This window comes from Cysteiniphilum halobium (genome assembly GCF_003574425.1).
Taxonomy (GTDB): domain Bacteria; phylum Pseudomonadota; class Gammaproteobacteria; order Francisellales; family Francisellaceae; genus Caedibacter; species Caedibacter halobius.
Map to the genome: position 1 here is coordinate 65148 of NZ_QLIU01000049.1, position 22244 is coordinate 87391.

Annotated in this window: 19 protein-coding genes; 11 read left to right on the top strand and 8 right to left on the bottom strand. The window is 39.3% G+C overall.

The features are described from left to right. The first annotated feature begins 104 nt into the window (after nt 1-104). Complete coding sequence (gene dksA / locus DNK85_RS08615; RefSeq protein ID WP_119329169.1) at nt 105-518, top strand: RNA polymerase-binding protein DksA; 414 nt, start codon at nt 105-107, stop codon at nt 516-518. 16 nt (nt 519-534) lie between these two features. On the opposite strand, the gene DNK85_RS11570 is transcribed toward dksA, so the two are convergent. The 4 genes from DNK85_RS11570 to glnA form a co-directional block, all read right to left on the bottom strand. After that, nucleotides 535-696 carry a hypothetical protein gene (locus DNK85_RS11570; RefSeq protein ID WP_162896630.1) on the bottom strand — a complete coding sequence of 54 codons (162 nt, stop codon included), beginning with the start codon at nt 694-696 and terminating at the stop codon, nt 535-537. A 22-nt stretch (nt 697-718) separates the two neighbouring features. Continuing rightward, a complete protein-coding gene (gene cydB, locus DNK85_RS08620; RefSeq protein ID WP_119329170.1) occupies nt 719-1894 on the bottom strand; it encodes a cytochrome d ubiquinol oxidase subunit II in 1176 nt (391 codons plus the stop codon). Next, nucleotides 1894-3465, bottom strand: coding sequence for a cytochrome ubiquinol oxidase subunit I (locus tag DNK85_RS08625; RefSeq protein WP_235842417.1), 1572 nt, complete (start codon nt 3463-3465; stop codon nt 1894-1896). The genes cydB and DNK85_RS08625 overlap by 1 nt, the downstream gene beginning before the upstream one ends. Nucleotides 3466-3612: 147 nt before the next feature. Beyond that, a complete protein-coding gene (gene glnA, locus DNK85_RS08630; RefSeq protein ID WP_119329172.1) occupies nt 3613-5025 on the bottom strand; it encodes a glutamate--ammonia ligase in 1413 nt (470 codons plus the stop codon). A gap of 150 nt (nt 5026-5175) precedes the next feature. Here glnA and DNK85_RS08635 point away from each other — a divergent pair, with 150 nt between their 5' ends. The 7 genes from DNK85_RS08635 to DNK85_RS08665 all read left to right on the top strand — a co-directional run bounded on the left by DNK85_RS08635 (nt 5176) and on the right by DNK85_RS08665 (nt 13178). Then, entirely contained in the window at nt 5176-5658 is a 483-nt protein-coding gene (locus DNK85_RS08635; RefSeq protein ID WP_162896631.1) for an RNA pyrophosphohydrolase, read from the top strand. 5 nt (nt 5659-5663) lie between these two features. Next, nucleotides 5664-7922: a phosphoenolpyruvate--protein phosphotransferase gene (gene ptsP / locus DNK85_RS08640; RefSeq protein WP_119329174.1), complete on the top strand. Its 2259-nt coding sequence runs from the start codon at nt 5664-5666 to the stop codon at nt 7920-7922. Nucleotides 7923-8098: 176 nt separating this feature from the next. Beyond that, a complete protein-coding gene (locus DNK85_RS08645) occupies nt 8099-9655 on the top strand; it encodes an ATP-binding protein (RefSeq protein ID WP_119329175.1) in 1557 nt (518 codons plus the stop codon). Between the two features lie 116 nt (nt 9656-9771). Then, on the top strand, nt 9772-10530 hold the full coding sequence (gene ubiE, locus DNK85_RS08650; RefSeq protein ID WP_119329176.1) for a bifunctional demethylmenaquinone methyltransferase/2-methoxy-6-polyprenyl-1,4-benzoquinol methylase UbiE: 759 nt from the start codon (nt 9772-9774) through the stop codon (nt 10528-10530). 9 nt (nt 10531-10539) lie between these two features. Further along, nucleotides 10540-11166 (top strand): SCP2 sterol-binding domain-containing protein, encoded by a 627-nt coding sequence (locus DNK85_RS08655; protein WP_119329177.1) that lies wholly within the window; start codon nt 10540-10542, stop codon nt 11164-11166. Next, nucleotides 11159-12823: a ubiquinone biosynthesis regulatory protein kinase UbiB gene (gene ubiB, locus DNK85_RS08660; RefSeq protein ID WP_119329205.1), complete on the top strand. Its 1665-nt coding sequence runs from the start codon at nt 11159-11161 to the stop codon at nt 12821-12823. The genes DNK85_RS08655 and ubiB overlap by 8 nt, the downstream gene beginning before the upstream one ends. Nucleotides 12824-12827: 4 nt before the next feature. Further along, nucleotides 12828-13178 (top strand): histidine triad nucleotide-binding protein, encoded by a 351-nt coding sequence (locus DNK85_RS08665; RefSeq protein ID WP_119329178.1) that lies wholly within the window; start codon nt 12828-12830, stop codon nt 13176-13178. Nucleotides 13179-13285: 107 nt separating this feature from the next. Here the strand turns inward: DNK85_RS08665 and DNK85_RS08670 are convergent, their stop codons facing one another. After that, on the bottom strand, nt 13286-13867 hold the full coding sequence (locus DNK85_RS08670) for a cysteine hydrolase family protein (protein WP_119329179.1): 582 nt from the start codon (nt 13865-13867) through the stop codon (nt 13286-13288). A gap of 320 nt (nt 13868-14187) precedes the next feature. Then, on the bottom strand, nt 14188-16080 hold the full coding sequence (gene htpG / locus DNK85_RS08675; RefSeq protein WP_119329180.1) for a molecular chaperone HtpG: 1893 nt from the start codon (nt 16078-16080) through the stop codon (nt 14188-14190). A 405-nt stretch (nt 16081-16485) separates the two neighbouring features. On the opposite strand from htpG, the gene DNK85_RS08685 reads away from it, so the two are divergent. Beyond that, the gene (locus tag DNK85_RS08685; protein ID WP_208123159.1) at nt 16486-17028 is read left to right on the top strand and encodes a helix-turn-helix transcriptional regulator; all 543 of its coding nucleotides are present in this window, start codon (nt 16486-16488) and stop codon (nt 17026-17028) included. 140 nt (nt 17029-17168) lie between these two features. On the opposite strand, the gene ftsH is transcribed toward DNK85_RS08685, so the two are convergent. Together ftsH and DNK85_RS08695 are read right to left on the bottom strand one after the other, a co-directional pair. Continuing rightward, complete coding sequence (gene ftsH, locus DNK85_RS08690) at nt 17169-19121, bottom strand: ATP-dependent zinc metalloprotease FtsH (protein ID WP_119329182.1); 1953 nt, start codon at nt 19119-19121, stop codon at nt 17169-17171. Nucleotides 19122-19554: 433 nt separating this feature from the next. Then, nucleotides 19555-20298 (bottom strand): substrate-binding periplasmic protein, encoded by a 744-nt coding sequence (locus tag DNK85_RS08695; protein ID WP_162896632.1) that lies wholly within the window; start codon nt 20296-20298, stop codon nt 19555-19557. Between the two features lie 213 nt (nt 20299-20511). On the opposite strand from DNK85_RS08695, the gene DNK85_RS08700 reads away from it, so the two are divergent. Both DNK85_RS08700 and DNK85_RS08705 read left to right on the top strand, forming a co-directional pair. Further along, complete coding sequence (locus tag DNK85_RS08700; protein ID WP_119329184.1) at nt 20512-21375, top strand: FKBP-type peptidyl-prolyl cis-trans isomerase; 864 nt, start codon at nt 20512-20514, stop codon at nt 21373-21375. A 75-nt stretch (nt 21376-21450) separates the two neighbouring features. Beyond that, nucleotides 21451-22221 (top strand): exodeoxyribonuclease III, encoded by a 771-nt coding sequence (locus tag DNK85_RS08705; protein WP_119329185.1) that lies wholly within the window; start codon nt 21451-21453, stop codon nt 22219-22221. The last annotated feature ends 23 nt before the right edge of the window (nt 22222-22244 follow it).

The following is a 22244-nucleotide window of genomic DNA, read 5'->3' on the forward strand; positions in this document are numbered from 1 at the left end:
TTTTACTTTTTTTACTTATATGCAGTAAATTTATTAGTGATAGATTATTTTTTATGATATAAAAACGCCCTGATGAAAAACTAACTCGTTAATGGAGGCGCGCAATGCTGACAGAGAAAGAACTATTAAATATGTCTGAAGATGCATATATGAATGAAGAGCAGTTGGCTTTTTTTAAGGAACTATTACTTCAGCAAAAAAGAGAGTTAAGTGAAGCAATCGATGATGCAAAGAGAAGCTTAGCGGAGTCTGAGCGCAACACTGATTTAAATGATGTTGCCACCTCACAAGAGATGCAGCAACTTTACTTGCGCACTGTTGATCGCCAAAGTAAGTTACTACGCAAAGTCAATGAATCGTTGAAACATATTGAAAATGGTGAGTATGGTTATTGCGAGCTTACCGGTGAGCCTATTGGTGTTCAACGTTTACTAGCACGCCCAACAGCCACTTTATCGGTACAGGCAAAAGAGATTCAAGAGCATCAAGAAAGAACACAAGGTATTCTAAAAGCCTAATCTAATCGCAAAGATTTTATTTTTTAGCTGGGTGATCCCCCTTGTTAGCTATATGATTGGGATCGTCACTAATCTCTTTGTATTTCCCTTTTTCAATTTTATCATCGACGTACAGTGTAAAACGATAAGCCACATACATCGAAATCGCTAACATAATTATAATTGTGATATACCACATAATGGTTCCTCTATTGATTCAACTAGTAGAATGTATGACTATTTTGTTCTAAATCACCTTTATCCAGCTTGGATTTACCGCGCCATGCCGCACTAAAGCCCCACAGCTTATAAGCAATAATCACAATCATAAACGCCAGAGTAATATATAACATCCCCATCAAACTATATTCAGAAGCAGATACATTCCAAATTGTCAGGCTTTGGCTACCAAAACCACCTGCCCCCACCCAGTTAGAAGGGACAATAAATGGAAATAATGCAAATGCTGCAGAGCATATAATCGCAGCAATTGCCAAAGCTGAACACCAATAGGCAAGTGCTTCTTTTTTCTCTTTAGTAATTGCGGCTAATAATAACATAACATAACACACAACAGGTGCCACCCACATCCATGGATGTAATCCATAATTATGCAGCCAGCCACCTATAACTACATCCACCTGTGTATTAAAAGAAAGACTCGCCGGTGTGCCTGTGATAACCATTCCAGGGACAACACATACCAACATAATTAAACCAATAGTGACAAGTAATAGATTAATGATGATAAACAAATTGGATAAACGACGAAAACGCAAGCCCAACTCACCTGATAAGCGACGATTTAAATGTAAACAAGCATGCATTAATGCCATGCTTAATGCCAATAACGCACATAAAATAGCAAAAGGTGACAACACACTTGCAAAGGCACTACCGGCATAAACCGATCTTAGCAAAAAATCATCATGATAAAATGGTAAGCCATGGAATAATGCGCCAAGCACCAAACCAAAAATAAGTACTGGAATAAAGCTACTGATAAAAAGCCCCCAATCCCAGAATTTACGCCAACCATCACCATCGAGTTTACCACGATAATCAAATCCGGGTGGGCGTAAGAAAAAAGTAAATAGCACTAATAGTAGTACCGGATAAAGTCCTGAAAAAATCGTACCATAAACCGCAGGCCAAATACCAAACAATGCACCACCGCCAATGACAATCCACGTTTGATTGCCATCCCACGTCGGTGCTATGGTATTTAACGCCAAGCGTCTTTCGACATCGTTTTCTTTAAATTCTTTATGCTTTGACATAAATGGCATCATAATCGTTACACCAAAGTCGCAGCCTGCCGTTGTTGCATAAAGTATAAGCACTAAAATAATAATCGCCCACCAGATAATTTGTAAGGTCATATAATCAAATAACATTAGTGATGCTCCTTATAATCATAGCTACCATTACCTAAGGATTTTAAACCCTTGCGTGCGACTTTAAGCATGACGATTAATTCTACCACAAATAATCCAACGTATAGCAATGCAAAAAAGGCAAGACTTACCACAATATTCCATGATGCCAAGGTCGATGCTCCCATGCTCGTTGGTAATATACCATGCACCACCCATGGCTGGCGTCCCATCTCCGCAATAATCCAACCCGCTTCTGCAGCAATATAAGGCAATGGAATAGCAAAAACTGCCAGCCATAAAAACCAGCGATATGTAAGCAGTGTTCGTCGCAATACATGCACTGCACCAAATACCATAACAAAGAAAACCATTGCCCAACAGGCAAGCATCACTCTAAAGCTCCAATACACTGGCCATACTTCTGGAATAGTATCCTTAACAGCTTTGGCAATTTCCACAGCACTTGCATTATGTGGGTCTTTGGCATGCGCCTGTAATATAAAGGCATAACCAATATTATCGCGATATTTTTTGGTCTCTTGGTTTTTTGGATCAAAGATATCAAAATCAGCAGTTGTCCCCTTGCCATTTCTGATTTGCTCCAATGCTTTTAACGCCACCAAGCCATCATAAATACGCTCTTTATTTTCATGCATTATGGGCTTAAGCCCTTCCACTGTTGCAGAGAGACTGTGTCCTGCAATTAGACTCAGCATCCATGGAATTTGAATTTCAAAATAATTTTTTTCGTGCTCTTGAGACGGGAAAGAGACGGCTGACCAAGCAGCAGGAGCCTTTTGCGTTTCCCATTGCCCTTCAATCGCTGCCATTTTCGCAGGCTCATATTTATCAACGACAAGCCCATTGGCATCACCCAAAAAGAAAATAAAGATCGAGGAGCACAAGCCAAAGCCAAGGCCAACAGCAAGTGAACGCATAGCAAAACCAGTATTTCGCTTACGTAGTAAATACCACGAGCTAATACCAACAACAAATGCAGCCGAGATCAGGTAACCAGCAAAAGCGACGTGACCAATCCGAATTTGTGCTAACTCCTGCATATAAATCTGCACAAAACTCGTTAGTTGCATTTGCATCGTTTCTGGGTTTAGAAATGTTGCTACCGGATGCTGCATCCAGCTATTAGCGACCAAAATATTAACAATCGACAAGTTTGTGCCAAGTGCTAAGAAAAAAGTAATCAGCAAATGCGTTTTCTTACTGACTTTATTCCAAGTAAAGAAAAACAAACCAAAAAGTGTAGCTTCAGTCATGAATGCTGTTAAACCTTCAATGGCTAACACCGTGCCAAAACTCTCACCAATAAATCGTGAAAAGTACGCCCAGTTTAGACCGAACTCAAACTCCATGGTAATTCCAGTAACAACGCCCATCGCGAAGTTGATCGCAAAAAGCTTACCCCAGAATTTAACCATGTCCTTATATACCTGCTTGCCCGTTTTGATGTAGGCAGCCTCCATAATAAACAGTATCCACGACAAGCCAAGTGTCAATGGTACAAAGATAAAATGGAATATAGCCGTAAATGCAAACTGACTACGCGATAAATCGACAAACAGTTGTGTCATCTCCATCCGTTCATGCTCCAACGTGTTGATGAAATTTTAATTCCAGATTGTAGAGATTTACCCACCCATTGCAAGTTTGACAGCAATTTAATTGGTTATGTATTGAATAAACTGAATTTATTGCTGTCCATCGCAAATTGCGTAAAATTATAAACTATAATACATTTGAAACTCAACCGGATGTGGCGTCATATTGAGCTTCTGTACTTCTTCCATTTTCAAATCGATATAGGCATTAATCATATCATCTGAAAATACACCACCGGCAGTTAAGAATACACGATCTTCATCCAAAGCAGCAAGCGCTTCTTCTAACGATGTTGCTACTGTTAGGATATCAACAAGCTCTTCAGGTGGTAAATCATATAGGTTTTTATCCATCGCTTCACCAGGATGAATTTTGTTTTTAATGCCATCAATTCCAGCCATAACCATGGCTGAGAACGCCAAATATGGGTTTGCCATCGGATCACCAAAGCGCACTTCTATACGACGCGCTTTTTCATTATTAACAAAGGGGATACGAATAGATGCCGAGCGATTACGCGCGGAATAAGCCAATAAAACGGGCGCTTCAAATCCTGGCACTAACCGCTTATAGCTATTGGTTGATGGGTTGCAAAAAGCATTTAACGCTTTGGCATGCCGAATAATACCACCAATATAGTAAAGTGCTTCCTCTGAAAGCCCAGCATACCCATTGCCTGCAAATAAATTCTTACCTTCTTTTGACAGCGATTGATGCACATGCATACCTGAGCCGTTATCCCCTGGGATAGGTTTTGGCATAAAGGTTGCACTTTTACCAAAGCCATTAGCCACATTATGCACAACATATTTAAAGACTTGTGTTTGATCCGCTTTATCTACTAACGTGGAGAATTTGGTACCAATTTCACATTGACCCGCTGTAGCCACCTCATGGTGATGCACTTCTACTTCTTGTCCTAAATCTTCTAAAATAGAACACATCTCTGAACGGATATCCTGTAGTGAGTCAACCGGCGGCACAGGAAAGTAGCCGCCTTTAACTCCTGGCTTATGTCCATTGTTACGACCAGCATGAAGATCATTTGTACTCCATGCTGATTCATTGCTTCTGATTTTATATTCAGATCCTTCCATATCTGATTTATACGTTACATCATCAAAAATGAAAAATTCAGGCTCCGGGCCAAAAAATGCGGTATCAGCAATACCCGTTGATTTGATGTAGGTTTCACAGCGCTTTGCGATTGAACGTGGGTCACGGTCATACGCCTGCATCGTTGCAGGTTCTAAAATATCACAACGGATAATCAAGGTTGGTGCCTCAAAGAACGGATCAACAAACATACTACATGCATCTGGCATCAAAATCATATCTGACTCATTAATTCCTTTCCAGCCTTCAATAGAAGAACCATCAAACATTTTTCCATCAGCGAAAAAATCCTCATCAACAGCGCGAACTGGGATCGTGACGTGTTGCTCTTTGCCTTTTGTATCAGTAAATCGAAGATCGACAAACTCGATTCCATATTCACTAACCATGGCTTGATAATGTGTAAAGTCAGACATACTAATAACGCTCCTTGAGATTTGGTTGATAGTTTTACCACCATCTATTTTATCAGAGTTTTTTTGTAAAATTTAGCAAGATTTTCAAGGAAAAGTTACCGGCTTTACGGTATGCTAAACAGCAGGATAGTACTAGGTTTGGAAATGATCGTGATAGATCAAGAAGGTTTCAGAGCAAATGTAGCGATCATTATTGTGAATGATCAAAACAAAGTGTTCTGGGGTCGTCGCGTCAACCAAAGTTCGTGGCAGTTTCCACAAGGTGGCTTAAACTCCGGAGAAACGCCGATTGAAGCAATGTATCGAGAGCTCAAAGAAGAAGTGGGGCTTATGCCTTATGATGTTGAGGTAATTGCTGCAACAAGAGCATGGTTAAGGTATCGGCTTCCCAGATCCCTGATTAGAAGAAATTGCCCATTGTGCATTGGTCAAAAACAAAAGTGGTTCCTGTTGCGCTTAAAATCTACTGATAGCGCGATTAATCTTAACGCCAATAAAAAACCTGAATTTGATGAATGGCGTTGGGTCAACTATTGGTATCCTGCAGGAAAGGTAGTTGCCTTTAAGCGCCATGTTTATCAAAAAGCACTAGAGTACTTTTTCCCTGTGCTTAAAGACTTTCCGCGCGAGTAAGCACCATGCTGTGGCAGTCTTTAGTCAAAATCATCGAGCTTAAATATGAGCTTGATGTTGTCTTATCGATGTTTGCTAAAGAAGCATGCAAAGTACTTAATATTGATGCATGTAGTGTTTTTATTTTAGATGAAACAGAACACACCTACACCCTGAGTGCTTCAACACTGGTACCAACACTGCGATCTGGCATGATTTATATTAGCGCAAAAGACGATCTCTTGGGTAAAGTCGCTTTACGTGAGGAAGCACTTATCGTTACAGACATGTCAAAGGCACCCAGTTATAGTGTGCTACAAACGCTTGCACGCAATCGCCTGCAGTCATTATTAGCAGCTCCAGTTCTCTACAAAGGTGATGTTATTGCCATTATTGCACTGCAACTTAATGACAAAGACAAGATTACTGAAAGCCTACAAACCGATGTTGCGACATTGTGTGCTAACTTATCGCTACCGCTGAATCGTGCAATTCATATCGAAGATGTTTCCGAACAAATCGAAGATCAACCACAAAGTCCGATGTACTTTGATGGCGTTAGTGCAAATGATGGTGTACAAAAAGGCATCGCCGTTGCCCGCTATAATATTACAGATATTGAAGAGATCCCTGATAAACCGAGCCAATCAGATGACGAAGAGCAATTGTTTATCAGTGCAGTAAAGGATGTAAAAGAATCTCTGGAGGAAATGCTACAGCGTGTCACTCTCCTTGCAGGCAATGAAGAAGCTCAATTATTTGAAGCCTATTTGCAAATGATCGATAGTAGCCGTTTTTATGACACAATTATTGATTATATTCGCCAAGGCATTTGGCTGCAAAGTGCAATCAAACGTGTTGTGATCGAGCAAGCCACAATTTTTGAACAAATGGATGAGCCTTATTTTGTTGAGCGCGCCAGTGACATTCGTGATTTAGGCAAACGCATCTTGTTAGCACTTGAAAATAAAATTCTAAAAAAAAGTCACTATGCAGTGGATACCGTCCTTGTTGCTAGCGAAGTCACTGCATCGATGATTGCCGAAGTCCCCAAAGGACGCTTAAAAGCAATCATCTCCGAACACGGCTCATCTTATTCTCATGCCGCAATTCTAGCTAAAGCGTTATCTGTCCCTTTTGTAACAGGCATCAAGGCATTACCGATTAGCTTTATCGATAGCAAAGAAGTCATCGTTGATGCTTATGTTGGACGCATATATATCCAACCAGCCAAGGGGCTAAAAACTGCATACGAGCGATTAATCAAACATGAAAGCCAAAAAGCCGTTGAATTGCAAGCCCTTAAAGATTTACCAAGCACAACAATTGATGGTTATGAAATAGTACTTAAAGCAAATGTCGGGTTAATTGCAGATTTGGATCGCGCCTTAAGTCAGGGAGCCGCAGGTGTTGGCTTGTATCGCTCTGAAATTCCTTTTATGATCCGTGAGCGCTTCCCAAGTGAAGATGAACAACGCATTATTTACCAACAGATTTTGTCAACATTTCCTGAGAAACCTGCCGTTTTACGCACTTTAGATGTAGGTGCTGATAAAACACTACCCTATTTCTACGAAGAAGAACAAAACCCTGCTCTTGGCTGGCGTGGCATTCGTATGTTACTTGATCAATCTAACTTATTTTTAATGCAAATAAGAGCAATGCTAAAAGCAAGTTTACATCATGATAACTTACATATTTTGCTCCCTATGATTACGACGATTGAAGAAATAAAAGAAGCAAAACAGCTTATTCGCCAAGCCTATAAAGAAGTTGTTGAAGAAGGCTTTGATATTGATAAACCATGCATTGGCATCATGATTGAAGTCCCAGCCTCAGCTGTGCTTGCAGATCGTTTAATCGCTCTTGTTGATTTTGTATCAATTGGCTCAAACGATTTGGCACAATATATTCTGGCTGTCGATCGCACCAATGAAAAAGTAGCCAGCCTCTATAACCAACTACATCCAGCAATGATTCGTATACTTTACCACTTGGTCAAGGTGACTAAAAGACATAATAAAGAAATCTCACTGTGCGGTGAGCTTGGTGGCAACCCGCTGGCTACTGCCCTTCTTATTGGCATGGGTTTTGATAGTTTAAGTATGAACGCTTCTGTACTTCTTAAGGTCAAGCAAGTATTACGATCTGTCACTAAGAAGCAATGTCGTAATGTCCTAAAGCAGGTACTCAAACTTGCAACCACTGATGAGGTGCATACTTATCTAGAAAACTTCCTTGTTGAAAATGACTTAGGTGGTCTGATCCGTGCAGGAATTAATTAACACCATTAGAAATAATGCACAAATCCAATATCAAATAAATTCATTCTTTTGAACTGGTGACCCACTCTCGTCACGGACGACAGTTTTAGACAACTCAAGCTATGGCTATTTCTAAGTCATGCGTTCTTTGCTACACTCTATGCCAGTAATGGTTTTACTTAAAGACATAATAACGTATGAAAAAATTACCAATTGGCTACTCAACCCTAGCTGAAATGATTAACGGCAATACATTTTATGTTGATAAAACCAAACACGTTCATGAAATAGTTTCTCAGGGCAAATATTATTTTCTATCTCGCCCGCGACGCTTTGGTAAAAGCCTAACTATCGATACCTTAAAGCAGCTGTTTCTTGGCAAGCGTGAACTTTTTCAAGGTTTATACATTGAAGATAAATGGGATTTTAACGAAGTGTTTCCAGTGATTCATTTTAGCTTTGGACGATCTAAAGCCGTGTTTTCTGAAGAGTCCTTACTGCAATGGATTAGCCGTGAGCTAAGTGATAATGCTAAGCGCTATGACGTCGAGCTAGACACTAGTACACACTATGATCTACAACTTGATCAACTCATTAAAACCTTATATCAAAAATATAATCAACGTGTTGTATTCTTAGTTGATGAATACGACAAACCCATTCTCGATGTCATTAGCGAGTCTAATAAGGCGCTACGCAATCGCGAGATCCTCAAAGGTCTTTACAGTGTGATCAAAGACAACGATGCTTGTTTACGCTTTGCCTTTTTGACTGGGGTATCTAAATTCTCTAAAGTAAGCTTGTTTAGTGGTTTAAACAATTTGGAAGACATCTCCTTTCAAGCACGATTTTCTGACCTATGTGGTTATACGCAAGATGAGCTAGAAAAAACCTTTGATGAGTATCTACACGGTGTTGATCTTGGCAAACTCAAAGCCTGGTACAACGGCTATAATTTTGCAGGTTCTGAAAAGCAAAAGGTCTATAACCCGTTTGATATCTTGCTGTTTTTCAGGAATCAACAATATCAAAGTTACTGGTTTGAAACTGGCACACCCACTTTTTTAATCAAACTCATCAGCAAACGCCGCGACATAATTCCTGAGCTTGAGAATTATGAAGCAACGCCTGATGCGTTAAATAGCATCGATGTTAACAATACTCCAATTGCTGCATTAATGCTGCAAAGCGGTTATCTAACGATAAAAGAGCAGTTTTATTTTGGTCAAGATCTTTGGTATCGTTTAGGCTATCCAAATTTTGAAGTGAAGACAGCCCTAAACAGACAACTGACCAAAATTGGGATTACTCAGGAAGATGCCACCGCTAATCAACTTGCCATTAACCGTGCGCTATTAAGCGATGACTGGGATCAGTTTGCTAAAGCCATTCAAAGCTTTTACAGTAGCATTCCCTATGATTACTATACCAAAACACCATTACATCGCTATGAAGGTTATTATTGCGCGATTATTTATAGCTATTTTGCCGCCCTTGGTTACGATGTTAAACTAGAGGATCACACCTCTGAAGGTCGTATTGACATGTCGATTATTATCACAGGTAAAAAAGTTATTATTTTTGAGTTTAAGGTCAGTCAAGGTGAAGACTTGGCAGCAAAAGCTGTACAGCAGATTATCGATAAAAACTATGCATTGAAATTTACCCATCTTGAGTTGCCAATCTATCAAGTGGGCATTTCTTTTGACTATAATTTACGGACAATTAATGGTTTTGAGGTTATTGAAAGATAATCAAAGGTTTGATATGGACAATAACCTAGCACACAACAGCAAGCTAAGAAACGCTGTAAAATAGCTTCTTATGGGTATATACTGCCTAGCAATAATAAGCTTTGCTGATTTCTCTTATGCATAAAAAACCACATGATCAAACCACGCATTTTGGCTTTGAAGAAGTCAACTGGGAAGATAAACAGCAGAAAGTTGCCGACGTTTTTCATTCGGTTGCTGCAAAATATGACATTATGAATGATGTGATGTCATTTGGAGTACATCGCTTATGGAAGAAAATTGCCATTCAAAAAGCCTCAGTCAAGTCAGGGCAAAAAGTTCTTGATCTAGCAGGTGGTACAGGTGATTTGGCTTATCAATTTACCCAAAAAATTGGTGATCATGGCAAGGTAGTATTAAGTGACATCAATGCGTCAATGCTTAGCATTGGTCGTGAAAAGCTCACCAATCGTGGTTGTGTTGGCAATATCGAATATATCCAAGCCAATGCGGAATGTTTACCCTTTGCAGATAATACGTTTGATTGCATCACAATTTCATTTGGCCTTAGAAATGTTACTGATAAAGATGCGGCATTAGCTTCAATGCAGCGCGTATTAAAACCGGGGGGGCGTTTGTTAGTACTTGAGTTTTCAAAGCCGATCCTGCCACTATTAAGCAAGATTTATGATCAGTACTCTTTTAAGATTCTACCTTTTATGGGGCAGCTCATTGCCCAAGATGCTGACAGTTATCGCTATCTTGCGGAGTCGATTCGCAAGCATCCTGATCAGGAAAGTTTAAAAGAGATGATGCTAAATGCCGGTTTTGATAAAGTTGATTATCAAAATATGACAGGTGGTGTCGTCGCCCTACATATGGGTATTAAATATTAAGGTGATCAAATGAAGGAACAGATGATCATAAAATCCGTTAATTTAATACTCGATAAAGCACTGAGTTTAGACCCACAAAAAGCCTATTTACTTCATCAATTACACAATCAATCATTGAGCATTGCGATTAACGATCTTAATCTGTGCTTTTGTTTTCAGCCAAGTGAAGATAATCTCACACTTGAATTAGTAGAAAGCGCCAATGCATCACATTTACTGATGGCAAACTCAGGTATATTAATCGCCATGGCATTAAGTCAACATCCACAAAGCTATATTCAACAGGGTGAAGCTAAGTTTATTGGTGATATTCACGTACTTGAGTGTTATCGCGACTTCTTCAAAGCGATTCGTCCTGATCTTATTTTCACCTTAACCTCAGGTCAGACAACGCCACTTAACTCGTTTTTAGCTAAACCACTTGATGTCATTAAAGCATGGTTGATGACAAGCAAAGAGCGCCTACCGCACGAGTTGAGAGAATATATTCAATATGAAAAAGAGCTTTTTCCATGCAAAGAAGAAGTAGAAGATTTTTTTAGTGACATCCAAATATTAAAACAAGATCTAACACGCATTACTGCCAAAATTAATCACTATCTTTATGCAAAAGCAAACGGTGATGAGCATGACTAAGCTTAAGAAATGGCTACGCCTAGTCTATATCGGTTATGTATTAAACAAATATAATGTCACCGCGATGATGGCAAATTTACCATTATTGCGCGCACTGAAAATCACACTAATATTTAACCCTTATTACTGGTTTGCACGCAATCGACTTGATCGCGGCACACGTCTACGCTTGGCATTAGAGAGATTGGGACCTATCTTTATCAAGTTTGGGCAAGCGCTTTCTACACGTCGCGATCTGTTGCCACATGATCTTGTCAATGAGCTTGCCAAGCTGCAAGACAAAGTGCCTCCATTTTCTGGTGAATATGCCAGAACAGTCATTGAAAAGGCATTACAACGACCAATCAGTGACGCCTTTATTCACTTTGATATCAACCCTTTAGCATCAGCATCGATTGCTCAAGTCCATAGTGCTACACTTGCCAATGGTAAAGAAGTTGTCGTCAAGGTTTTGCGCCCTAACATCGACAAAGTATTAGTACAAGATACTAAACTATTACAAACCCTTGCCCACATGCTTGAACGTTATGTCCCAGCCACACGACGCTTACGTCCTGTAGAAGTTGTCGCTGAGATCAGTCGTAATCTGCTTGATGAACTTGATTTACAACGCGAAGCTGCCAATGCTTCACAACTAAAGCGCAACTTCAAAGATAGTCATATTCATTATGTTCCTGAAGTTTATTGGCAATATTGCCGCAGTAATTTGTTAACCATCGAGAAGATACAGGGTATTCCTGTTTCTGATATTGACGCGTTGAAATCCCTTAATACCGACCTTAAACTCCTAGCCGAACGCGGGGTTGAGATATTCTACACACAAGTATTTCGTGATTGTTTCTTTCATGCTGATATGCATCCAGGTAACATTTTTATCGATGCGACTAACCCGCAAGACCCGAAATATATCTCGATCGATTTTGGGATCGTTGGCACACTCACCCGTAAAGACCAACATTATTTGGCTGGTAATTTTCTAGCCTTTTTTAATCGAGACTATAAGAAAGTAGCAGAACTGCACATCGAGTCAGGCTGGGTTCCGTATGATACCCGTGTTGATGAGTTAGAGTCTGCCATTCGCACGGTGTGTGAACCTATTTTTGAAAAGCCATTGGCTGAAATTTCATTTGGTTATACCTTAATGCGCTTATTTCAAGTCGCAAGACGTTTTAATATGTCTGTTCAACCACAGTTAGTGTTGTTACAAAAGACTTTATTAAACATTGAAGGCTTAGGTCGTGATCTATACCCTGATCTTAATTTATGGGCGACTGCCAAGCCATTTTTGGAGAAATGGATGAAAACACGTGTTGGCTGGCAAGGGTTTGTCAAACGCTCAATGGCAAGCATTCCTGAGCTTAGTGAACGCTTGCCAGATGTCCCTGAGCTGTTGTTTGATTTATTAAATACACAAGTTAACCGATCCAAACGCGAAAGTTTGGAATCAGTAAGTCAAACTAAGCACATCAAGCAATCTAAGCATCGAGGTATTATCATTGGTTTTGGTGTTTCACTGACCGTTCTTGGCATTATCTCTGGGTTTCAGGGTGAGTTATTAAACACACTGCATCAATTCATTGACAAGCATTATGGCATTGTTGGTGGTGTTGGTGTGGTATTATTACTATATGCTTTTTTCTCAAAACAAAAGGATTAGACAAATGAGTGATTGTATTTTTTGTAAGATTATCAATGGTGAGATTAAATCAAATAAAGTCTATGAAGACGCTGATATTTTAGCATTTCATGATGCTTTTCCGGTGGCTGAAGCGCATGTGCTTGTTGTCCCTAAAAAACATATTGATAGCTTAAATCATCTTCAAGATGAGGATATTTCTCTTGTTGGTAAAATCAATTTAGCAATCCCTAAAATTGCGCAAACTTTAGGACTTAAAGCAGGCTTTAAAACACTAATAAACACAGGCAAAGCAGGTGGACAAACTGTTTATCATCTGCATTACCATATATTAGGTGGACGTTTTACCAAAAAAGATGCGCTACTGCATACGTAATTAATAGTTAAGTTATAATCGATGACGAAACTAGATTGCCAGAAACCCTGCTTGCAATAACGCTGATTCTTGGACTTATACTTGCAATGACAGATGTTTTTAAACGTTTAATTCTCTTTAACAAATTCAGCAGTTGTGGTGATTTGCGCAAGACGTGATAACGCACTTAAACTTGCCTCATGCGACTCTTTAGTTGCCGCATTACACGCATCACTGACAATAACCACTTGATAGTCACGATCATGTAATTCGCGCGCTGTCGCTTCAACCACATAAGTTGTAGATACACCACAAATGATTACACGTTCAATTTTATTTGCTCTTAATACTGGCTCTAAATTCGTACCGTATAGCGCACTCACGCGATGCTTGGTGACAATAATATCTTCAGAACGCACATCCATTTTTTCATGAAACTCAGTGCCCCATGAACCTAATTTCAATACGCCATATTCTGGCGCCTTACCGAACATCGGTGAATGTTTAGGACATTCTTGATAATGTGTTTCAAATCCAACTTTAACATGCGCAACTAACACGTTATGTTTTCGCGCCCAAGCGATGACTTCATTGGCTTTTTCCATTGTCTTATCTTCGACAATACGTGCTGCATTATGTGCACCAAAAGCACCTTTTGGATCCACAATTTCATTAATAAAGTCCGCAATTAAGACCAGTGTATTTTGCATAATAAACTCCTTAAGTTTTATAAAATTTTATTCAGATCTAGTCAGTAATAGTTCATATTTAGCTTGGGTCAAAACATTAACCTCCGCCAAATCCTAAAAGGGTGTGATTAAAAACGTAACGCACAATATCTTCGACTTCGCTCAGTCAACGTTCATACTAAATAAGCTCACGTCGTTATATTTATAACAACACTAATCAACGCCACTTAGTGTAATCCAAAATAATACTAAATTGCTAATGATAAAAACTAAACAGCTTTATAGAAACTTTAAAGATAATACCAATCCTTGGCAAATAATTCCCTATCAAGAATATATGATTACACCGCTAAATATTTGTTAACCAAACCGACAAAGTTTGCTGGATCCTCTAACTGAGCGCCTTCGACTAACAAAGCTTGTTGATATAAAAGGTCTGTCCAATCAGCAAATTGTGCATCATCTTGCTCTTGTTGCAAATGCTTCACTAATTTATGATCGGCATTGATCTCAAGAATTGGCTTGCCACCCATCCCAGGCATCATCATTTGTCCGGCATCTGCCATCATTTTTTGCAAATGCATACTCATGCCATAATCATTGACAACGATACAACTTGGTGAGTTAGTCAAGCGTTTAGAAAGACGCACATCCTCGACTTTGTCTTTCAACACTTCTTTCATTTGTTTCAATACACTTTCAAACTTTTTTTGTGTTTCTTCTTGCTGCTTTTTATCTTCTTCAGAATCCAAATCACCAAGATCTAAATCACCTTTAGCCACTGACTTTAAAGTCTTGCCATCAAATTCAGATAAGTGTGACGTCATCCATTCATCAACACGATCGCTTAACAATAACACCTCAATGCCTTTCTTACGGAATACTTCCAACTGTGGGTTATTTTTTGCGGCATTAAAGCTCTCAGCTGTCACATAGTAGATAAATTTCTGATCTTCTTTCATGCGTGATACATAATCAGCCAATGACACATATTGCTCAGCAGTATCTTTGTGTGTTGAGGCGAAGCGCAATAACTTGGCAATTTTATCTTTATTTTCATGATCTTCAGCAGGTGCTTCTTTTAACACTTGACCAAATGCCTTCCAAAATTTCGCATATTGCTCTTTATCATCTTTAGCCATTTTATCGAGCATATCTAAGACTTTCTTAGCCGTTGCTTTTTTAATCTTATCGATCACTTTGTTATGCTGCAAAATCTCACGTGAGATGTTTAATGGTAAATCATTTGAATCGATAACGCCTTTAACAAAACGCAAATACGACGGCAACAAATGCTCATTTTCCATGATAAATACGCGTTGTACGTAAAGCTGTAAACCAGATTTACGCTCACGATCCCATAGATCAAAGGGTGCGCGTTCCGGTAAATACAATAAACTTGTATATTCGAGATTACCCTCTACTTTATTATGCGACCAAGTCAATGGATCGGTGAAATCATGTGAAATATGCTTATAAAACTCTTTGTACTCTTCATCCGTAATTTCAGACTTAGAACGCGTCCATAATGCTTTAGCTTTATTAATCGTTTCCCATTCTTTAGTTTCTTTTTCTTTGCCTTCTTTATCATGCTCTGTTTTTAACATTTGAATAGGTAAGGAGATATGATCAGAATATTTTTTAACGATTTGACGCAGTTTCCAATCATCTAACAAATCATGCTCTTCGTCTTTCAGATGCAGAACAATCTCGGTACCTCGCACTTCTTTAGTAATATCTTCCACACTAAAAGAACCATCCGCTTTTGACTCCCAACGCACGCCTTTTGAAGCGTCAACACCGGCTTTACGCGTGTTTACAGTAACTTTATCCGCGACGATATAAGCGGAATAAAAACCAACACCAAACTGACCAATCAACTGTGAGTCTTTAGTCTGATCGCCACTTAAGGCTTCTAAGAATTTTTTAGTGCCTGATTTTGCAATCGTCCCCAAGTGCTCAATAGCTTCATCGCGTGTCATGCCAATACCATTATCGGCAATCGTAATCGTTTTAGCGTCTTTATCAAAAGAAACTCGCACTTTTAAATCGGCATCATTCTCAAAAACATCTGCATTGCTTAATGCTTCAAAACGCAGCTTCTCTGCCGCATCTGATGCATTAGAAATAAGCTCTCTTAAGAAAATTTCACGGTTTGAATAGAGTGAGTGAATCACCAAATGTAATAATTGCTTTACTTCCGTTTGAAAGTCAAAAACTTGTTTTTCAGACATGTTCGCTCCTATTGTGGTTTGCTTTATTTAAAATTCGACCGCAAACAAATGGGCGTCAAAAAAAATATTTCAAGGAATAATTTAAGTTTAAATACATTTTCATTTGTTGACATAAGTCAACATTGAGCTATAATCCAAAATACCTTGATAAACTACACAAAATGCATGAGAACCCAGCACCCTGAATAAAGAAATTGAGAAAGCCATCAAATATGCTGAAATGAAAGGATGGCGCTATCAAACTAGTGGGAGCTCTGCGCATGCTTGGGGTCGACTATTATGCCCACTTGAAAGCCGAGATGGTCATTCAATCAGCATATGGTCAACACCTCGTAGTGCTGAAAATCATGCAAAACAAATTAAAAGAGTCGTTGATAGTTGTGAACATCAAGGAGAATAAATAAAATGGCTGAAACTTACGAATTTACACTCATCCTTCAGGGGGTCGATGAAAATACACCCAATTTGGAAGATGCCTTATTTGAAGCAGGCTGTGACGACGCTATCATTAATTTTAAAAATGGTACCGTATACCTTGATTTTGACAGGGAAGATGAAAATTTTGAGCAAGCAATTCTCTCCGCAATTAAAGATATTGAGTCAGCACATGTCAATGCTTCTGTGAGTAGCGTTGCGCCAGAGCATCTTGTCAATTCAATAGATATCGCAAATAGAACTTCATTAAGTAAACAAGCGCTATCGTTATATATTCTGGGCAAAAGAGGCGATAACACTTTCCCAAAACCAATTTTGAAAATTAACAATAAAAGTCCTTTATGGCGATGGACAGCGGTAGCTGAATGGTTCTATCAACAAGGCAAAATCAAAGATCGTAAAATTATTGAACATGCTACAACTGTAGAAGATATTAATGAAGTTCTAGGTGCTCGATCAAAAACAGTATTCACTCATCGTAAAAAACTCTATCATGATTTAGGCGCATTATAAAGATAACTATTGGGTTTAACTCGTTCCCTGAGCGTAGTCGAAGGGTACGAGTAACAATGGCTTCGACTGACGCTCAGCCAACGTTGATAAAGTGTGATAAGTCAAATTATATTTGCAATAATATCCACGCGTTTCAGCATTTATTTTTCAGGTTGATCATCCGCTTGTTGTGGTTTAGAGACTTCAGGTGGTGTCGCAGTTACTGTTTCTTTCGCTATTTGTGGAGCCGCTTTTTCTTTATCATCCTTAGGAATATAACTATCACCCCAATCGCCCGGTTCTCTGACTTCACGACGCGCCATTAAGTCATCAACTTGCATTGAGTCAATGGTTTCATACTTCATCAATGCATCTGCCATAGCGTGCAAGATATCGGTATTTTCCTTAAGAATAGTTTCTGCCCTTGAGTAGTTTTCATCAATCAAACGGCGCACTTCACCATCGATATCAAGCGCTGTTTTATCCGCGAAGTGTTTTGGATTTTTACCCATGCTTTGCCCTAAAAACGGCTGTTGATCATCTTCATCAAATAAAATTGGTCCCATCTTATCGGATAAACCCCACTTAGTGACCATACTTCGAGCAATATTTGTTGCCACTTGAATATCATTAGAAGCTCCCGTAGTGACTTTGTCATAACCAAAAATTAGCTCTTCAGCAATACGCCCGCCAAAGATACTTGATAAACGGCTTAATAACTGCTCACGTGATTGGCTTACCTGATCACCATCTGGCAAATACATCGTAACCCCCAAGGCACGCCCTCGGGGAATAATACTAACCTTATACACAGGATCGTGATCAGGTACCAAGCGCCCAACAATAGCGTGCCCTGCTTCATGGTATGCTGTTAAGCGTTTCTGCTCATCACTCATTGCCATCGAGCGGCGCTCCGTACCCATTAAAATTTTATCCTTGGCTTTTTCAAACTCTTCCATACCAACGATTTCTTTATTAACACGTGCAGCAAATAACGCTGCTTCATTCACTAAGTTAGCAAGCTCAGCACCTGAGAAACCAGGTGTACCACGCGCGATCCAATCAACACGTACCTCATCGGCGACCACAATCTTACGCATATGGACTTTTAGAATTTGCTCACGCCCTTTAACACTTGGTAAACCAACGGTAACCTGTCTGTCAAAACGACCAGGACGTAAAAGGGCAGGGTCCAACACATCCGGTCGGTTGGTTGCTGCAATAACAATAACACCCTCATTATCAGCAAACCCATCCATCTCAACCAACATTTGGTTTAATGTCTGCTCACGCTCATCGTGCCCACCACCTAAGCCAGCACCACGATGACGACCCACTGCATCAATCTCATCAATAAAGATAATACAAGGCGCACGACGCTTGGCTTGCTCAAACATATCACGCACACGTGACGCACCGACACCGACAAACATTTCAACAAAATCAGAACCTGATATTGAGAAAAAAGGCACTTTTGCTTCACCGGCAATTGCGCGCGCTAATAAAGTCTTACCCGTGCCTGGAGGCCCAACCATCAAGACGCCTTTAGGAATCTTGCCACCGATTTTTTCGTATTTGGCTGGATTTTTTAAGAAATCAACAATTTCAGCCACTTCTTCTTTGGCTTCATCTACACCTGCTACATCAGCCAAAGTAACTTTAATCTGATCCTCACCCAAGAGCTTTGCTTTGCTTTTACCAAATGAGAAAGCACCACTTTTGCCACCACCGGCACGCATCATGAAAAAAGCAATAAGGCCAAAGATCACCAATAGTGGTAACCAATTGATTAAAAGTGCTAATAGTATGCTCTGTTTTTCAGGTGCTTTAGCAGAAACTTCAGCGTTTTTATTTAACATCTGGTCAACGATGCTTTGATCCAATAGCGGAGCATAAGTAATAAACTTCTCACCGGTATCAGTTGTCCCAGTAAAAGTACGACCATCGACATTAATCGTCTGAATACTACCACTCTTTAATTGCTGCACAAAATTCGAGTACTTCATCGTCGTTGATGAATCAGTTTTAGTGCTCATATTGCTAAAAATAAACACCAACCCTATGGCAATTAAGCCCCAGAATAGTGCATTTCGCAAGAACTCATTTTTCTTCATGCAAATGTAATCCTATTGATTTTGCTTATTGTTTAACTTCTAAGGTCAAACCTAAAAGTCTATTTATTGGTTGGACATTATAGTATATCGCTGACCTTGTCGCGATGGCTTCACAACAAAATTTTGTAAACACTCATCAAGCCCAACCATAGCACAAAAAAATATTGCTTCACAATTGCAATTCAGCAGATATTTAGCGAATACACTAACTCTTTTATTTCACCATTCCAATATTTAGCGACGTGAGCATGGCAATGGTGAAAAAACAAGTTACATCAGCTATTACCTCTCACCCTGAAGGAGAGGTCGTGCAGCTTAAGCTGCGCGGGTGAGGGGATAGTTGAAACGCAACTTGTCTCTGTCATTACATAACACATGTTTGGAAAGAAATTAAATATATCATTAAAATAATATACCACCCACAAATCAATAATTAATTTTTATCAAACTTGCAAACTAGATCTGGGTTAAACTTCATGGTTTTAAGACCATTATTAAATAAACTAATGAGCTTAGCAGATCCGGTTTGATCCTTCGCTGCAATAAGATAATGTGTTTGCTGATCTGCAACAAAGGCTTTTATAAAAAGATTCTCCCCATTTTTGACATGTGCAATATTTTCAAGTGCATCGTCTCCAGCATAGACTGCGGTCACACGCTTAGCTTTTAATTGATTAAAGCAATCCTGCATCGTCAACGCGGTAATGCGTGTCGCTTTTTTTTGCTCCAACATTTCTGCAAGCTTACCGTAAGCACCATATCCTTGTGGCACACAAACTTTAGCCCCTTGTAATTGTTTGAAATCAAGATAATTTTGCTTTTCATCCAGCAATACCCAAATATATGCGAACTTCGTGTAAAGTGCATCACTATAAAGATATTTTTGCGCACGTTCTTTGGTATAACTCCATGGAAATGAAACACTCGGTGACACACCATAGGCTAAACTTTTCATTGCAACACTCCACGGCAACCATTTAATTTCACCAAGTGCAATCCCTTGACTTTTAAAGACTTTCGTCACAAATTCTGTCAAACAGCCTTTATTCTTTTCATGTTGATTAACGTAAGGGTAATAATAATCTCCTAACGCATAATCTACTGTAGATTGCGTTTGCGCCCCTGCATATCCAATACCCATAGTTAACAAAATAATACTCAATTTCAATCCCCTCACATCGCACTCCTCTTTCGCACTATTTATCCTTAACATCCATGCAACTAGCATAAACGGAATCCGTCTAAAATGCATTAAGCATAATATCACCACAATGAATATAGCATTTTTTGCCGCATACACATATTGACTTATGCCGAATCAATTTCTACGATGTGATGCGTATTTGAACTTTTAACCTTTCAACAGATAATCTCAATCTAAGGAGAACATATGAAAAAGATTATTACATTAACCACTGCAATGCTTTTTGCTGGCTCGATCACGGCTTATGCGGCAGATGCACATACGACAGAAACTACAGTTAATGCAAAGCCAGCTGCTGCAAAACATGCTAAAGTTGACATGAACCAGGTAAGCTACATCATTGGTTACGAGATGGGCAAAGGCTTCAAATCACAGGATATCAAGCTTAATGTCAAGAAACTAAACGATGGTCTAAAAACCGGGTTAGAAGGCAAAGAGTCTAAGATTTCTGATAAAGAAAGCAAAGAAGTTATGCAAGCTTTCCAAATGGAAATGATCCAAAAAAGTCAAGCTAAAATAAAAGCAGAAGGCCAAGCAAATCAGAAAGCGGCAGATGCGTTCATGGCTGATGTTGCTAAGATGCCAAACATAAAAAAAGCAGCTGATGGGATTTACTATCAAATGATCAATGAAGGTAAAGGTGAAATTCCTGCTAAAACAGATACTGTGACAGTCAACTATACAGGAACCACTCCTGCTGCTGACTTTAACAAGAACGCTAAAGCAGGTGCTGCTAAATTAGCAAAAGGCGAGCTTCTTGGTAAAGTATTTGATAGCTCTGAAAAAACAGGGAAACCTGCAACCTTCCCATTAAACCAAGTCATTCCTTGCTGGACTGATGCCTTAAGCCAAATTCCAGTAGGTTCAACTGTTATTCTTTACTGTGCGCCTAAGCAAGCTTATGGTGAAATGGCTCCACCACAAATCGGACCTAACCAAGTATTAAGTTTCAAAGTGGAATTAATCAAAGCAAAAAAAGCAGAAAAACCTGCAGCAGCAAATGATGATACTAAATCAACTGATACTAAAGCAGACACAACTGCTAAATAATTCACCTTGACATCTTAACCTTAAGCCCGCTGTTGCGGGCTTTTTTATTTACCATAGAAATTTAAGAAGGACGATATGAAGGTTATTTCATTTAACGCTAACGGTATTCGAGCCGCCACACGCAAAGGTTTTTTTGACTGGTTTAGCCAGCAAAATGCTGATTTCTTATGCATTCAAGAAACTAAAGCACAATTTGAGCAGCTCAAAGATGATGCTATCTATTTCCCAGAAGGCTATCACTACGCCTATACCGATGCCAAGAAAAAAGGCTATAGTGGTGTTGCAATCTATGCCAAACGTAGACCCAAGCGCATCATCCACACACTCGGCATAGACTGGGCAGATGATGAAGGGCGTTATATTCAATTTGATTATGAGGATTTAAGTATTGCATCTATCTATATCCCGTCTGGCTCTAGTGGTGACGAGCGCCAGGCGTATAAAATGGAGTTTTTAGACAAATACAAAAGTATACTCAAAGAGCAGTTTAGCAAAAACAAGCGTTTTATTATCTGTGGTGATGTCAATATTGTACATAAGGAAATCGATATTAAAAACTGGAAACAAAACCAAAAAACATCTGGCGTTTTACCTGAAGAACGCGCTTGGCTTGACCATGTCTTTGGTAACATTGGCTGGATTGACGCTTTTCGCGTGATTAATCAAAAAGCTGAGCAATACACCTGGTGGTCAAATCGCGGTCAGGCACGCGCTAAAAATGTCGGCTGGCGGATTGACTATCAGTGGATTACACCTGAGTTAAAAGATAAGGTCATTGCTGATGACATTTACACTGATACATGGTTTTCAGATCATGCACCACTATCAATAACTTATAAAATTTAAGAACAAATAAAAAAGCCTGCAGT